The organism is Mycobacterium sp. (assembly GCF_032161845.1).
GTDB lineage: Bacteria > Actinomycetota > Actinomycetes > Mycobacteriales > Mycobacteriaceae > Mycobacterium.
The window spans coordinates 1-16,286 of record NZ_JAVRQA010000209.1; the positions used below are offsets into that span (position 1 = coordinate 1).

The 16,286-nt window shown below is 66.8% G+C and carries 8 protein-coding genes and 1 pseudogene; all 9 read right to left on the reverse strand.

All coding sequences use genetic code 11. The features are described from left to right. Nucleotides 1–198 (reverse strand): annotated as a pseudogene (locus QOD90_RS12210) (hypothetical protein); the annotation flags it as partial. Continuing rightward, nucleotides 195–1,553: a hypothetical protein gene (locus QOD90_RS12215; protein WP_526349977.1), complete on the reverse strand. Its 1,359-nt coding sequence runs from the start codon at nucleotides 1,551–1,553 to the stop codon at nucleotides 195–197. The pseudogene QOD90_RS12210 and the gene QOD90_RS12215, both read right to left, overlap by 4 nt. Nucleotides 1,554–1,559: 6 nt before the next feature. Further along, a complete protein-coding gene (locus tag QOD90_RS12220) occupies nucleotides 1,560–3,050 on the reverse strand; it encodes a condensation domain-containing protein (protein ID WP_526349979.1) in 1,491 nt (496 codons plus the stop codon). Nucleotides 3,051–3,109: 59 nt separating this feature from the next. Next, entirely contained in the window at nucleotides 3,110–9,418 is a 6,309-nt protein-coding gene (gene pks2, locus QOD90_RS12225) for a sulfolipid-1 biosynthesis phthioceranic/hydroxyphthioceranic acid synthase (protein ID WP_526349981.1), read from the reverse strand. A gap of 794 nt (nucleotides 9,419–10,212) precedes the next feature. Beyond that, nucleotides 10,213–11,505, reverse strand: a complete 1,293-nt coding sequence (gene lipL / locus QOD90_RS12230; RefSeq protein ID WP_526349983.1) for an esterase/beta-lactamase LipL — start codon at nucleotides 11,503–11,505, stop codon at nucleotides 10,213–10,215. Between the two features lie 79 nt (nucleotides 11,506–11,584). Next, complete coding sequence (locus tag QOD90_RS12235; protein ID WP_526349985.1) at nucleotides 11,585–11,920, reverse strand: DUF4333 domain-containing protein; 336 nt, start codon at nucleotides 11,918–11,920, stop codon at nucleotides 11,585–11,587. Continuing rightward, on the reverse strand, nucleotides 11,917–12,909 hold the full coding sequence (gene meaB / locus QOD90_RS12240; protein WP_526349987.1) for a methylmalonyl Co-A mutase-associated GTPase MeaB: 993 nt from the start codon (nucleotides 12,907–12,909) through the stop codon (nucleotides 11,917–11,919). Before meaB ends, QOD90_RS12235 begins: the two co-directional genes overlap by 4 nt. Continuing rightward, nucleotides 12,910–15,201 carry a methylmalonyl-CoA mutase gene (gene scpA / locus QOD90_RS12245; protein ID WP_526349989.1) on the reverse strand — a complete coding sequence of 764 codons (2,292 nt, stop codon included), beginning with the start codon at nucleotides 15,199–15,201 and terminating at the stop codon, nucleotides 12,910–12,912. Between the two features lies 1 nt (nucleotide 15,202). Beyond that, nucleotides 15,203–16,286, reverse strand: a 1,084-nt coding sequence (locus tag QOD90_RS12250) for a methylmalonyl-CoA mutase family protein (protein WP_526349991.1), incomplete at its 5' end; no start/stop codon positions are given.

The following is a 16,286-nucleotide window of genomic DNA, read 5'->3' on the forward strand; positions in this document are numbered from 1 at the left end:
GTGCCGACCGAACGGCAATATCGAAGGCTCGATCAGCCGGCCGGCGAACCCCTGCCCCACGTCGCGGTGGAAGAGCCGCAACCGATTCATGTCGACGGCGTGGGTATACACCCAGACGTACTGGACGAGTTGTGCGCGGCCACTCGCCTGCACCGTCAGGAACGTGGCCTGATCGATGTAGGCCAGCTGATCGCTCACACGATCACACCGGTGAGCTCGAACTCGTCGAAGACGGTGGCCAACCTCTCCCGCAGGGCCTTCTTCGTGTTCTCCACACCGGGCTGGTAGCCGACGACGGTGATCGTGACCCTTCCGTCCAGCCGGCCCGAGACCACGGTCAACAGGCCACTGCGCTCCTCGAGCACCCTGCGGGTGATCCGCTGATCGATACCGCGCAGCATCACCTGCTGCGCCGGAGACCCACCGGGACAAGCGACTTGGAGCGGCAGATCGCCGATGTTGGAACACGACACCGGTTGGTCGGTGAAGCCGAATGCCAGATCGGCCGTGTGCCGGACGGCGACCTTGGGAACGAACGGATTCAACGGAAGCAGACGCATGGCCTCGTCCGGTTGCTCACGCATGGTCTTGAGGGCTTCCCGTACCGCGACGCGGGTGTCCGAGAGGTCCTTCGCGACGTGCGTCGGATCGACGCGCACGTAGGCAAGCGTGACCGCGTTGGCCCTGGTGTCCTCCAACGTGCGGTCGTTGATCGGGACGATCAGCCCGACCGTGCCGTCCGCGGCCAGCGCTCGGCCCTGGTGCACGGCGAGCCGCGCCGCGAGGCCGGCCTGGAGCGAATGGCTGTTCCCCCCAAGGGCAGCGGCCCGCTCGTCCCACTGCGCCAGGTCCACGAACGCCGAAATGACGGGAACCACCACGGTTTCGTCGGGATTGGCGATGACCTGCCGCTTCGATCGGGGCGTCGCCGCGCCCGTCGGCTCTCGGCGTTTGTCCTTGAGGAACTTCGCCGCGGCAACGAGCGTCCGCCCCAGTTCGGGAGCATCGCGCCACGTCTGTCGGGCGTCGGCGATCACCGCCTGCCGCCATGTCCGCGACCGGGGCGGTGGATACCCGAGATCGCGGCGAACCCCTTGCACCGCCTCGAACACCGACAAGAGCGCGGCCCCACCGTCGCCGATGCAGTGCGAACCGACGAGGCTCACCGCCGTCGATCCGTCTGTCATCGACAGCACGCCCATGTGCCACGCCGGCCCGGTCTCCGGATCGCTCGGCAGTTGCGCACGTTCGTCGAGCCAGTCGCTGAGCTCTGAACGTGGACGGGGCTCCGCGACGATGTCGAGAGGTGCCGCGGGACCCGTCGAGGAAACCCAGCGGTGCCTGCCGAACGGCAGCACCGACGGTTCGATCATCCTGCCCGCCAACCCGAATCCGAAGTCCTGGTGAAAACGCCGCAGTTCGTCCCAGTCCACCGAGTCGTCGTAGACCCAGACCATCTGCATGGCCGCCGCCTGCCCGGTCGCGCGAAGGCCGAGGAACAACGCCTGATCGACGTAGGCGATCACGTTGTCGGTCGAGGGCTCCGCCGACACCGCGGCTCAGCCCTTGGCCATCGGCACTAGGGGTTCGCGGTCGCGAACGGCGTTGCGGTGCAGTGCCTCCCCGTGCCGCACGTGGGCGCGAGCAGGTGCCACCACAGTCCCGTCGGCGACACCGAGGTAGACCGCCATCATCGCCGTAAGGTACCGGTCGATCGATTCGCGGGCGATGGGATTGTCGGGGAAGGCCACGGTGACCGTGGTCTCCCGCTCTCCCCGATTCACCCACAGCCCGATCTGATAGGCCGACCGCGCGTCGCTGTAGACCTTGCCGTTCATCCGTTCCCACTCCGCGATGATGCTGGCGGACAACGGCGGAAGACCGGCGTCGAGGAAGGAGACCATCGGAACGCCGGGTTTCGGTGCGCGCAACCCCAACGTGCCGTCGGCGAGTTCCAGCACGCGGTCGAAGGGAACGTGCGACATGAACAACCCGTTGTCGAACGACTCCTGGGCGGCATGCGCGGTGGCACCGAACGACGACGCGTCGACGGGCACGGTGATCGGTACTACGCCGGTGAACCACCCCGTCGTCTGGAACTCTTCTGGCGTCTGCCTGGTCGTCACGGGGGTGATGACGTGATACGTCTGGCAGCCCGTCAACTTCTGCTCGGCGAGCGCCGCGCAAGCGAAGACGCCGCCGATGAAGCGGGCCCCCGCCGATGCGCAGGCGGCTTCGAACCGGTCCGACTGCTGCCTGTCCAGCAATCGCACCGTGATCATGTCGCCCGAGCACGGCACTGACGGATCCCCGAGTGGGAGCGGGAAGTGCGGCATGGTGCCGTAGTTGCGTTGCGCGAAGTCGATCCACTCCCGCACTTCCGGCGATTCCAGCGTCAGGCTGGACAACAACTGATTCTGGCGGACGCAGTAGTCGTCGTAGCTGCCCGCGGCGGGAAGCGGGATCGGCGCCGATCCACCGGCGAGCGCCGCGTACATCATGTGAATCTCCACGAGCACCAAGCCCATGAACATCACATCGGTATGAACGTGATCGATGCTGATGTAGAACGTGAAGTGGTCAGCCCGTTGAATGATGCCGAACGAGAAGCAGTCCCACTGCAACGGATTCGGCGTGGCGAGCACGTGTTCGCGCCATTCGGTGGCCGTCATCTCCCCGTACTTGGTCGGGACGAACGCGATGTCCCTCGGATTGTCGACGGTCCGCCGCACGATGTCGTCGGACTCGGTCACCTCGAACCAGCTGTGATAGGTGTCGTGACGGCGCAGGTACGCGTTGATCACGTGGGACATCGCACGGATGTCGCACTGGCCGGGCATGTCCCATGACGGAATGTTGAGCCGGGCCATGTCGCTGCCCTTGGACTGATGGTTCAGGTATCCGCGGATGTGTTGTGCCTGCTGATAACTGGGTGGCACAGCACTCACAGGGGCCTTCATGACCTTCGCCCGACTCACGGGTGAAGGATGCCAAGACACCACACTGCCGGACGCCCCGATCCAGTCATGGATCGCCTTGATCGCAACCATCTATCGTTCCCCTGCTCCTGGTGCTTCGGTGAGCGACGGCGTCGGCGCTGGTCGGTTGGTCACGACGACACCGCCGGAATGGCAGTGTCGATGTTGAGGTCGACGGCGATCAACTCGCTGAGCCGTTCGGCAAGAGCACGCACCGTGGTGACGTCAGTGGAAACGATCCGCACTCCGGTCTCGGACTCGAGCCGAGTGCGCAACTCCAGCGTCCCCAGTGAATCGAGGCCGTACTCGGACAGCGGCCGGTCGGCATCGACCGAACGCCGCAGGATCAGGCTCATCTCCTCGGAGATCAACCGGCGCACCCGCGCCGACCACTCCTCGCGTGGCAGCAGCCGTAGTTCGTCGAGGAACTCGCTCGACCCCGACCGGTCCTGGCCCATCGATGCGAAGGCCTCGGCGAATGGGCTGCTCTGTGCGAACGCGGTCAGCCACGCGGCGCCTGCAACCGGGGCGTATCCGCTGTACACCCGCGTGTGCCGCATCAGCGTGTCGAACGCGTATGCGCCGTCCTCGGGAGCGATGGCCATTCCGTCGTGGTCGGCCATGGCCTGTCCGGCACCGATCTGGGCCCACGCGCCCCACGCGATTACCTGGGCGGGCAGGTCGTTGGCACGGCGCCACCTGGCGAACGAGTCGACCCAGCTGTTGGCGGCTGCATAGGCGCCCTGTCCCGGCGAACCCACCATCGCGGCGGCCGAGGAGAACGAGCAGAACCAGTCCAGCGGAGCAGTTGCAGTGGCTTCGTGAAGATGCCACGCGCCCATCGCCTTCGGCGCCCAGTCCCGGTCGATGAGGTCGTCGGTGATGTTGCCGAGCGTCGCATCCTCGATGACCGCGGCGGCGTGAAGGACTCCACGCAGCGGCATTCCGGTGGCAGTCGCCGCGGCGACCAGTCGCGCCGCCGTCGCCGATTGCGAGACGTCTCCGAGTTCGACCTCGACCTCCGTGCCCGCTCGACGCAACTTCTCGACGGTGCGCAGCACTTCGGGCTTCGGGGTGGAGCGGCCGTTGAGGATGATGCGGCCACATCCGGCCGCTGCCATCTTCTCGGCGAGGAACAGCCCGAGGCCACCCAGGCCGCCGGTGACGACGTACGCACCATCGGCACGGAACGCGGGGGCCCGGTCGGCAGGCACTACGGCGGCGAATTGACCCGTGCGGGGCACGTCGAGCACCAGCTTGCCGGTGTGCTCGGCGGCACCCATCGCACGAATCGCCGTGGCGCCGTTGGCCAGTGGGTAGTGCGTGGTCTGCGGCGGCGGGAGCACTCCGTCGGCGATCTGCTGGTAGATCACCTCGAGGAGGCCCCGCAGGGTATCCGGGGTGACCAGGGTCAGCAGGGCGAGATCCACGGCGTAGAAGGACAGGTTGCGCCGGAACGGGAACAGACCCATCTTGGTGTCGCCGTAGATGTCGCGCTTGCCGATCTCGACGAACCGGCCGCCGAAGGTCAGCAGTTCCAATCCTGCCCGCTGCGCCGCACCCGGCAGCGAGTTGAGCACGACGTCGACTCCATAACCGTCGGTGTCCCGCCGGATCTGTTCGGCGAACTCGATGGTGCGCGAGTCGTAGACATGGGAAACGCCCATGTCCACCAACATCTTCCGACGCTCCGGGCTACCCGCGGTGGCATATATCTCAGCCCCTGCGGCGCGGGCGATCGCCACTGCGGCCTGACCGACGCCACCGGTGGCGGAGTGGATAAGCACCTTGTCCCCCGAGCCGATCCTGGCCAGGTTGTGAAGCGAATACCACGCGGTGGCATGGGCGCTCGGCACCGCTGCGGCAGTGCCATCTGTCAGATCACCGGGGATGCGCACCGCCAGATTGGCGTCACACGTGACGAACGTGCACCACGCCCCCGTTGCCGAGATGCCCGCGACGCGGTCGCCGATCTCGTGGTCGGTCACCCCGGCGCCCACGGCGGTAACCACTCCGGCGAAGTCGGCTCCGAGCTGGGGCAGGCGCCCCTCGAAGGACGGATAGCGGCCGTAGGCCACCAGCACGTCGGCGAAGTTCAGGTTCGACGCCGACACCGCCACCTCGATCTGACCGGGTCCCGGTGGGATTCGTTCGTAGGCGACGAGTTCCGCCGACTGCAGGTCGCCTGGAGTGCGAATCTGCAGGCGCATCCCGTCGCGATCGGCGCGCACAACGGTGGTGTGGCGTTCCTCTGCCTGAAGCGGAGTGACGTTGAGGCGGGCGGTGTAGGACTGGCCGTCCCGCCACGCCGTCTCGTCCTCGTCGGAATCGGAGAGCAACTCGGCTCCCACCAGTCTGACGTCGGTGACGTCGTCGACGTCGATCTGGCTGGGCCGCATCCGCGGCTGCTCCATGCCGATGACGCGGATGAGTCCGCGCAGTCCGCCCTGGGCGAGGTTCGGCACCTCACCGGGCAACACGGTCTGCGCGCCCCTGGTGACGACGAACAGCCGCGGCGGCTCGCCCGCGACGTCGGGGAGCACCTTGGTGATGCGCACCAGGTGGCGTACGTGCTCGGCGCCCGCGCCGACCGGATCACCTTCCGACTGCCGCGGCTCCTGCACCACGACGACGCCCGCAGTGGGACGAGCCGTCAATGCCTGCCGAAGAAGCTCTGCGTTCGCCACGTGGTCGCCGTCCGCGCGCCACGTCATGGCGGAGACGTCGGCTTCGCCTGCCTTCAGGACGTCGGCGAGTTGGGGTACGAACACGTCGGACTCATCGGAGGTGTTGATCAACAGCCAGTGACCGCTTCCGACCACATCGGTGGCCGGCGACTCCTGACGGCGCCAGTCGATGGTCAGCAGGCGATCGTTGAGTCGTCGGTCACGCTGTCCCTGTTCCGAGACACCGGTGCCCAGCCGCAGGCCGCCCACCGTCAACAGGACGGCACCGTGCTCGTCGAGCACCTCGACGTTCACCTCGACCGAACCGGCACTGGCACTCACCAGCTGCACGTAGCAGTAGTGCGCGTTGCGGGTCGAGGCGTGAGCCCGCAGCCGCCGCACGCCAAGCGGCAGCATCAGCGTGCCGGTGTGGTCCGCGTGTAGATCTGGGTGGGCTCCGACGGCTTGGAAGCAGACGTCCAGGAGCGCAGGGTGAATTCCGTACGCGCCCTGCTGGGATCGGATCGACCCGGGCAACGCCACCTCGGCGAGGACGGAACCACCGGGTCCCTCGGCCGTGCGAGCCAAGGTCAGACCGGTGAACGCCGGGCCGTGCTGGATACCCCTTGCGTCGTACCAGGCACGCATCTCTGACCCGTCCAGATCCACCGGGTGGCTGGCGAGCAGTTCTGCCATGTCGTACGAGGGCGGCTCAGGTTCGCCGTCGACCGCTCGCAGTACGGCGGTGGCCCTTCGGACCTCCTCGCCCTCAAGGCGGGTCGTCACCTGGAACTCGGTGCCACCGGACGGCGTGCGTGACGCAACGGCGGAGATCGGCGTCTGCCCTTCGAGCAGCAACAGATCCTCGAACACGATGTCGCAGGCTTCCGACGCGTCGCCGAGCACCGTCCGCGCTGCGGCGAGTGCCATTTCGCAATAGGCGGCACCCGGTAGTGCCGCGACACCGTGCACCTGATGGTCACCGAGCCACGGCTGGGCGTCGGTGCCGACGTCTGATTGCCACACGTGGCGTTCGGGTTCTTCCGGCAGCCGGACGTGGGCGCCAAGCAACGGGTGAACGGCGAGCGTTGACGTGCCCTGCTCCTGCCCCTCACGGGTGAGGATCAAGCGCGGATGGGTCCAGGTCGGCAGCGGCGCATCGACGAGCGCTCCGCTCGGCCACAGCGCGGCGAAGTCGATCGCAGCGCCTGCGCTGTGAAGGTCCCCCACGAAGCCGCGGAGCCCGTGTGGCAGATCCTGTTCGCGGCGCATGCTGGCCAGTGCCGCCAGTCGGACGTCGAGACTGCGGGCGTTTTGGTCCACCGCGTAGGTGAGCAGCGGGTGTGGCGAAAGTTCCCCGAACACCCGGTGGCCGTCTTCGAGGGCGGCCTGCACCGCAGCCGCGAAGCGGACGGCATGCCGCAGGTTGTCCGCCCAGTAGTAGGCGTCGAAGTCGGCGGGGTCGCGTGGGTCGTACAGCGTTGCCGAGTAGTACGGCACCGTCGGCTCCATCGGCGAGATGTCGTCGAGTGCCTCGGTCAGCTCGTCGAGAATGGGATCGACCTGCGGGGAATGGGACGCGACGTCGACCGCCACCTCACGCGCCATCACGCCGCGCGCCTCCCATTCGGCCGCCAGTGCCCGGACCGATTCCTTGGCGCCACCCACGACCGCGGACTGCGGCGAGGCGACCACGGAGAGGACGACGTCGTTCACGCCGCGCGCGGCCAGCTCCGAGAGCACCTGCTGGGCAGGCAACTCGACCGACGCCATGGCGCCAGAACCCGCGATGGTGGCCATCAGGCGGGACCGGCGGCAGATGACCTTCACGCCATCCTGCAGCGAGAGCGCCTCGGCGACGACGGCCGCGGCGACCTCGCCCATGGAGTGGCCGATCACCGCACCCGGCACGACGCCGTAGGACTTCATCGTGGCTGCGAGCGCGACCTGTACGGCGAACACGGTGGGCTGCACCCTGTCGATGCCGGTCACCACGTCGGGTGACGACATGGCCTCCGATACCGAGAACCCGGACTCCGCGGCGATCAGCGGCTCGAGTTCGGCGACCGTCCTTGCGAACGTCGGCTCGGACGCGATGAGACCTGCGCCCATCGCGGCCCACTGGGAGCCCTGGCCCGAGAACACCCAGACCGGACCCCGCTCGCCCTTGTCCACCGCTGGCTCGTAGGGGGTGTCGCCATCGGCGACCTCGCGAAGCGCCGCGACGAGCTCGTCACGGCCACCTGCATGGACGACGGTCCGAATGGGACGGTGGGCACGCCTTCGCGCCAGCGTGTAGGCCAGGTCGGATAGTTCGGTGTCCGCATCGGCGACGTCGGCGCGTGCCTCGACCCAGTCGGCGAGCCTGCCTGCGGTGCGTCGCAGCTCCTCGACCGAGGTCGCGGAGAGCGGAAACAGGCGAGGATCCGTCACGGTGTGCTCGGGAGAGCTGGACGCCTCGACGACGCGTGTCCCCTGCCCGACCGGTGCCTGCTCGAGAATCGCGTGCACGTTGGTGCCCGACAGCCCATACGAGGACACCGCTGCGCGCCTTGGATGCTGACCGTCGTTGGGCCACGGCGTCGCCTCGCTCGGCACGAACAGCTTCGTCTGGATGCGTGCCATCTCGTCCGGCATCGCGGTGAAGTGCAGGTTCTTCGGCACGGTCGCATGCTGCAGCGACAGGATGGCCTTCATCAGTCCGACCGCACCCGACGCGGACTGTCCATGTCCAAAGTTGGTCTTCGCAGATCCCAGCGCGCACGGACCCGCAGTGCCGTAAACCGTTGCAAGACTTGCGAACTCAATGGGATCGCCCACCGGCGTGCCCGTGCCGTGCGCCTCGACCATGCCGATGGTGGCACCGTCGATCCCGCCGGCCGCGAGAGCTGCTTCGTACACCTTGACCTGCGCATCGCGCGAAGGAGTCGCAATGTTGACGGTGTGACCGTCCTGGTTGGCCGCGGTTCCGCGGATCACTGCCAGCACGCGGTCGCCGTCGGCGATGGCGTCGTCGAGTCGCTTGAGCATCAGCACGGCAGAGGCCTCGCCTGAGACGAATCCATCGGCGTTCACGTCGAACGCGTGGCAGGCACCCGTCGCCGACAGCATCCCCTGGGCCGAGCCCGAGGACATCTTGCGCGGCTCGAGCATGATCGACACGCCGCCGGCCAGCGCCAGGTCGCTTTCGCCGTCGTGCAGGCTGCGGCACGCCATGTGCACGGCGAGCAGGCTGGACGAGCAGGCCGAGTCCACGGTGAAGGCTGGGCCGTGCACGCCGAGGTGATAGGCGATTCGGCCGGAGGCGAGGCTGAAGTTGTTGCCGGTGAACCCATACGGGCCCTCGACCGCGTTCGCGTCGGCGGCGAGAAGCTGGTAGTCGGCGTGGGTCATGCCCATGAACACACCGGTCCGGGAGCTCGCGATGACGGCAGGATCGAAGCCGGCGTGTTCGATTGCTTCCCAAGAAGTTTCGAGCAGAAGTCGGTGCTGCGGGTCGATCGAGGTGGCCTCGCGCTCGCTGATGTTGAAGAAGTCAGCGTCGAAGCCCGCGACGTCGTCGAGAAACGCTCCCCACTTCGAGACGGAACGCCCGGGCACGCCAGGCTCCGGATCGTAGTATTCCTCGGCGTCCCAGCGGTCCAGCGGAACCGTGGTCACGGCGTTGTCACCGCGCAACAGCGCAGCCCACAGGCCGGCCGGCGAATCGATGCCCCCTGGAAGTCGGCATCCCATGCCGATCACGGCGATTGAGGAGACCGGTGTCTCTGCCACTTACTTGACCCTCTCCGACGGACGAACCCGGTCCCCCGACCCGGTCGTGATGCAAGAAACTATCGACGCTGCGACGCTGGGAATTAGCTGTAGGCCCTTTCCGTTTGCGTCGATTGCCGTTTGTTGATAAAGGGTTCCGAACGTCGAAACCGAACTAATAGTACGAACCATTAGTACGAAAATTTCGGCAAATCCTTTACCGCCCTTTCCAGTTCAAGATTCTTCGGTCGGGACATTACACCGACAGCTACCTATTCGTCCCAACAACCTCTTTTAGGCGTATACGCTGCGGAAACGCCCAAAATTGACGCATGACGCAACTTCTAGCGACAGCGGGTGCGACGGGTCAGGCTTTCGCCAGGGACATTTCTAGCAAACAATTCCGAGGGGTACGTCGAATTCGATCATTCCTGTTGTCAGAATTCGCGGCGGATAGGGTTTGATCTTGATGGATCGTGCGTGGAGCTTATCATTTATGCGAGCCGTGTCACGTCGGCCGGGGACTTCGGCAGTAACGCGGGCCATACCGTGGTGGCATCGGGAAGCTCATTTCGACGACCGACGGCAACCGCCTGGCAATCGCGCGGGTAATAACGAGGCTGACGCCAAACCTCGCACTGGCAACCATGACGTTCGAGAGCGCCGAATTCTCACCAGGAACACTCGAAAAGAGCCCGACTTTCGGGCAAAAAGACTGGCTTACAGCATCTTTGGTCGGACAACCAACGTTGTCGGCGCTGGCGGCGAACTCGAACCCCGGCGAAAATTAGTGAACGAATCTGCGCCGGACGGCGTCAGATCGCCGCAGTCAGCCCGGTGAACGGGCTACCGAACCTGCTCACAGCACTGAACCCGTGCCTGCGGGCCCGTGCCACGCCCCGACGGATCAGTGCCGCCGTGGCGACGAAACCGGCCTGATCGCTCACCACGAGGGGCGTCAGCAGCCGATTGTGGACGAAGCCGAAGGCAACCCCGCTCTCGGGATCCGCCCAGCCCAGGGAGCCGCCGAGGCCGACATGACCGAATCCGGGCAGAACGCCGGGCAGCGGCAGGCCGTGGTACCCGAGGTGGAACGACAACGGCATGAAGATCCCGCCGTCGGGATGAAGGCTCGGCACACCGCTGAGCTTCGCCACCAGTTCGGCCGACAGGAACTGCGTGCCGTCGATCCGGCCGCCGTTGGCGATGGCGCCGTACATGCGCGCCAGCCCCCTTGCGGTTGCGACACCGTTGGCAGCGGGAAGCTCCGCATCGAGTAGCGAGATGTCCCCCTGCACAGTCGCCTTCATGCCGGGGAAGTACATCGACCCGAAACCGCCCGAGAAGGGCAACGCGGCGATCCGTGGGGCCACTAGGTTGAAGATCGGATTCTGGAACCTGCTCTGCGGCCCGATGATTCGGGCCGGCTGCGTTGGCGCATCGACGGGTGGCCTGCCGAGGTGGATTCCGTCCACCTCCAGCGGCTCGGCGAGTTCCGTGCGGAACAGCTCTCGCATTCCCCGGCCCGTGACGGCCCGCGCGAGGCCCGACATCAGCCAGCCGTAGGTCAGCGCGTGATAGGAGGGTCTGCCCTTCAGCCACCCCATCGGAGCCGCGGCGATGCGCTCCTCCATGAGCAGGTGGTCCATCAGATCGGCCCCGCTCGCACCGTTGAGCTGCGACAACCCCGCGCGGTGACGCATGAGTTCGCGCACGGTCAACCCAGCCTTGCCATTGGCGGCGAACGCGGGCCAGTAGTCCGCGACGGGTGCGTCGTAGTCGATCAGGCCGCGGTCCGCGAGCCTGTGCACGACGGTGGACGCCATACCCTTCGTCGCCGAGAACACCATCGCGCCGGTGTCGGCGTTCCATGGCCTGGTGCCCCGCCGGTCCGCCCAACCGGTCCAGACGTCCACGACCGGGTGACCGTCGAGATAGACGCACAGCGCCCCGCCGCCGAAGCGCCGTCCCGGGAAGAGTTGGGCGAAGGCGCGAACGGCACAGGCGAAGTTGGGGTCCGCCGCGCCATGAACATCGCCCGGCAATGCCGAATCATCGGCGCCGTGCGAGAGCGCCGCGTCGCGCTCCCCGCGAATTGCATGGGTCACAATCGAAATTTACCTGCACCCCCGGCAAATTTTCGCTCGGGTTACCGATCTGTTAGCGAATCGCCCAGCTGCGCTCCACCTACTGCGGCTCGTCATCCACCTTGAAGTCGAAGCTCACGTCGTCACCGTTCACGGCCGTGACGGTAGCGGTGACACCGATGGTCGTGCCATCCAAGGCGGTCAGTGTGCAGCGCTGCGTCGCACCCACCTTCGCGGGCACGTCACCGTCGCACACCACCCCCTGAGATTCCTGACCTGCCGCCGCTTCCAGCTTCTCCTTCGCGAGCGACGCCAGGCGGTCCTTGTCCACGCTCAGCCCACCGACCGAGACGCTTCCACTACACCCGCCGAGCACCGCCACGGCAACGGCCAGACCCGCAACCAACGACGCCGTCCGCGCCTTCGGTGTGATCATCGGTGTGACTCCCCTCGCGGTTGATGGACGAGGTCGAGTATCTCCTGTGCGGCCAGCGCAGGGGTGAGTTCGCCGTCGCGCACCCGCTGCTCGATGTCGGCGCGAATGGCCTTGACGCCCGGATTGGACGACACCCGGTCCAGCACCGCATCGCGAACCATCGACCACATCCACTCGACCTGCTGCGTGCGCCGTCGCGCGTCGAATTCGCCCGCATCGGTGAGCACCTGCCGATGCTTGAGCACCGTCGCCCACATCTCCGCGAGACCGCTCCCCTCGAGCGCACTCATCGTGAGCACCGGTGGGCGCCACAGGGTATCGCGCGGATAGAGCAACCTGATGGCTCCGCTGAGTTCGCGCGCCGCGGCCTTGGCCTCGGTGGCATGCCTTCCGTCGGCCTTGTTCACCACGACGACGTCGGCGAGTTCCAGGACGCCCTTCTTGATGCCCTGCAGCTGATCGCCCGTGCGCGCGAGCGTCAGGAACACGAACGTGTCGACCATGTTCGCCACCGTCACCTCGGATTGCCCGACGCCAACGGTCTCCACCAACACGACGTCGTAACCCGCCGCCTCGAGCAGGACGATCGTCTCCCTGGTGGCCTTGGCGACACCGCCAAGGGTGCCCGACGTCGGTGACGGCCGGATGTAGGCGTCGGGATGAACGGCCAGCTGCGCCATCCGGGTCTTGTCGCCAAGGATCGACCCGCCGGTCCTGGTCGACGAAGGATCCACGGCGAGCACCGCCACCTTGTGGCCCTGCTCGATGAGGTACATGCCGAGGGCCTCGATGGCCGTCGACTTGCCCACCCCTGGCACCCCGGTGATGCCCACGTGCAGCGCCCGGCCCGCGTCGGGCATCAGCTCCATCAGCAGCCGTTGGGCGGTCTCCCGATGATCAACTCTCGTCGACTCGACGAGGGTGATGGCCCGTGGCAGCGCGGACCGGTCCCCGCTTCGAACGGCCTGAGCGAGCTCCGAAGGATCCATCTAGCTCAGGCTGTAACCGAGCCGCTCGGCCAACTTCTCCAGCAGGCCGATCGCGGCGTCGGCGATGACCGTGCCTGGCGGGAAGATGGCGGTGGCGCCCGCCGCGTACAGCTCGTCGAAGTCTCCCGGCGGAATGACGCCGCCGACCACGATCATGATGTCGGGCCTGCCCGCATCGGCGAGTGCGTCCCGCAGCGCAGGCACCAACGTGAGGTGACCGGCGGCGAGCGATGACACTCCGACGACGTGCACGTCGTTGTCGGCAGCTTGGTGGGCAACCTCGTCGGGGGTCGAGAACAGCGAGCCGACGTCGACGTCGAAGCCGATGTCGGCGAACGCCGTCGCGATCACCTTCTGGCCGCGGTCGTGACCGTCCTGTCCCATCTTGGCGACCAGGATGCGTGGCCTTCGACCATCTGCCTCGGCGAACTTCTCGACCAGTTCCGTTGCAGCTGCGACGTTTCGCACGTTCTGGCCTCTCCCCACCTCGTCCCGGTAGACACCAGCGATCGTGCGGATCTCCGCCTGGTGGCGCCCGTAGACCTTCTCCATGGCATCGGAGATCTCCCCGACGGTGGCCTTGGCCCGCGCCGCGGCGATGGCAAGAGCCATCAGATTGTTGCCGAGGCCGTCCTCGCCAGAGATTCCCGAAGCGGTTGCAGCCCTTGTCAATTCGGCGAGCGCCGCCTGCGTGGCGGCTTCGTCGCGATCGGCACGGAGCTGCTCGAGCTTGGCGATCTGCTCAGCGCGCACCCGGCTGTTCTCGACCTTGAGGACCTCGACTTCTTGATCGGAGTCCACTTGGTACTTGTTGATGCCGATGACCGTCTGGGCCCCGGAGTCGATGCGGGCCTGGGTACGCGCCGCCGCCTCTTCGATGCGCAACTTGGGGATGCCCTCGCCGATCGCCTGCGCCATGCCGCCGTGCTCGGCGACCTCGGCGATGTGCGCGCGGGCCTTCTCGGCGAGCTGATGCGTCAGCCACTCGACGTAGTACGAACCGCCCCACGGGTCGATGGGCCGTGTCGTGCCGGACTCCTGTTGCAGGAGCAGCTGAGTGTTGCGGGCGATGCGCGCAGAGAAGTCGGTGGGCAGTGCGAGTGCTTCGTCGAGTGCATTGGTGTGCAGCGACTGGGTGTGCCCCTGGGTGGCAGCCATCGCCTCGATACAGGTGCGCGCAACGTTGTTGAACGGGTCCTGCGCCGTCAGCGACCAACCCGACGTCTGCGAATGGGTCCGCAATGACAGCGACTTGTCACTCTTGGGGCCGAACTGGGCGACGAGTTCGCTCCACAGCAGGCGGCCCGCGCGCAGCTTGGCCACCTCCATGAAGAAGTTCATCCCGATGCCCCAGAAGAACGACAGTCGCGGCGCGAACTTGTCGATGTCGAGGCCGGCGGCCAGGCCCGCCTTGATGTACTCGACGCCATCGGCCAGCGTGTAGGCGAGCTCCAGGTCGGCCGTGGCACCGGCCTCCTGGATGTGATAGCCGGAGATCGAGATGGAGTTGTACTTCGGCATCTTGACGCTGGTGTACCCGAAGATGTCGGAGATGATCCGCATCGACGCCTCGGGCGGATAGATGTAGGTGTTGCGGACCATGAACTCCTTGAGGATGTCGTTCTGGATGGTCCCCGCCAGCTTCTCCGGCGGTACGCCCTGCTCCTCCGCAGCGGCGACGTAGAGCGCCAGGATCGGCAGCACGGCGCCGTTCATGGTCATCGAAACCGACACCGTCGACAGATCGATACCGTCGAACAGCTGCCGCATGTCGAGGATGGAATCGATTGCGACGCCAGCCATTCCGACGTCGCCTGCCACCCGCGGATGGTCGGAGTCGTACCCCCGGTGGGTCGCCAGGTCGAACGCCACCGACAGACCCTTCTGCCCGGCGGCCAGGTTGCGACGGTAGAACGCGTTGGACTCAGCGGCGGTGGAGAAGCCCGCGTACTGACGGATGGTCCATGGCTGGTTCACGTACATCGACGGGTAGGGCCCGCGAACGAACGGGGGCGCGCCGGGGAACGTGTCCAACGGATAGCCGGCGTCGACGGACGCGTCTCGGTCGGCGGCGATGTAGACCGGCCTGACGTCGATGCCCTCGGGCGTCACCCAGTCGAGTTGATCGGCGGTGTAGCCGTGTGCAGCCGCGGCAGCGGCCACGTGTTCGGTGACGGCGGACTCGGTGACGGAGGCACCTTCTTGGTCACCGTGCAGGGGGACCTCCGCGAAGCTGGCGATGCCCGGTTTCATGGTCGGAGCCGCCGCGGCGGCGACGTCGGCGGACGTCATGTCATGCCCCCAATCGGGTCAGCAGGACCGACAGCGCTGCGATGGCGTCGATCTTGGCGGTGAGGTACTCGTCGGGCTGGTGTGCGGCTTCGGCGACCGCCTTCTGGGGCCCGGCGAGGTAGACGTGTGAAACGCCTGCGGCGCGAGCGGCTTTCGTCACCTCGGAAACCTCATCGGCGTAACGCGCGTCGGTCCCGCAGATCACCGCCGCGACCGGACTACCGGCGTCCGCCACGGCCTGTGCGACGCCCGCCGCGGTGATCGTGCCCGGGTTGACCGACTCCACGCCGCCGGAGGCCAGCAGGTTGGCGGCGAACGTCGTGCGAATGTTGTGTTCGGCCAGCGGACCCACGGGTAACAGGAGCGCCTTCGGTCGCGAATCGTTGGCCGCGAGGTAGGCATCCGACCGGTCGCGCAACGCCTCGAAGCCCGCCGCATACCTCTCCACCGACGACGTCGAATCTGACTGCGGCAGAGGTGCTTCTGCGAGATTCGGGTACTCGTTCACACCCGTGAGGGCGGTGCGCCGATGTGCGATGTCGTCGCTGCGCTTGGTGCGCACCTCGGCGATCCGTGCTGCGACGTGATCACGGGCCGCGACGAAGCCGCCCCTGGCCTCGACGTCCTGGAAGTGCTTCCACGCTTCCTCGGTGAGCCCGCGGGTCAGGTCCTCGATGAACCAAGAACCGCCGCCCGGGTCGAGTACGCGACCGAGATGCGACTCCTCCAACAGCAGAAGCTGCGTGTTGCGCGCCATCCGACGCGCGAAAGTTCTTGCCACCCCGGGCAAACCATTGGGAATCGAACTGTCGAACTCGTACACCTGGACGGTGTCCGCTCCGCCAACGCCCGCGCCGAACGCCCCGAGAGTGGTGCGCAACATGTTCACCCACGGGTCACGCTGAGCCATCATGGGTCGCGACGTGACGGCGTGGATCGTCGCCGCCCCAGCCTCGGGATGGCCAACGACCTCGGCCACCCTGGCCCAGAGTTGCCGGGCGGCACGCAACTTGGCGATGGTCATGAACTGGTCGTCATCCGCGCCGAAGCGGAACGCGATCTGCTGGAGCGCATCCGCCGCGCCG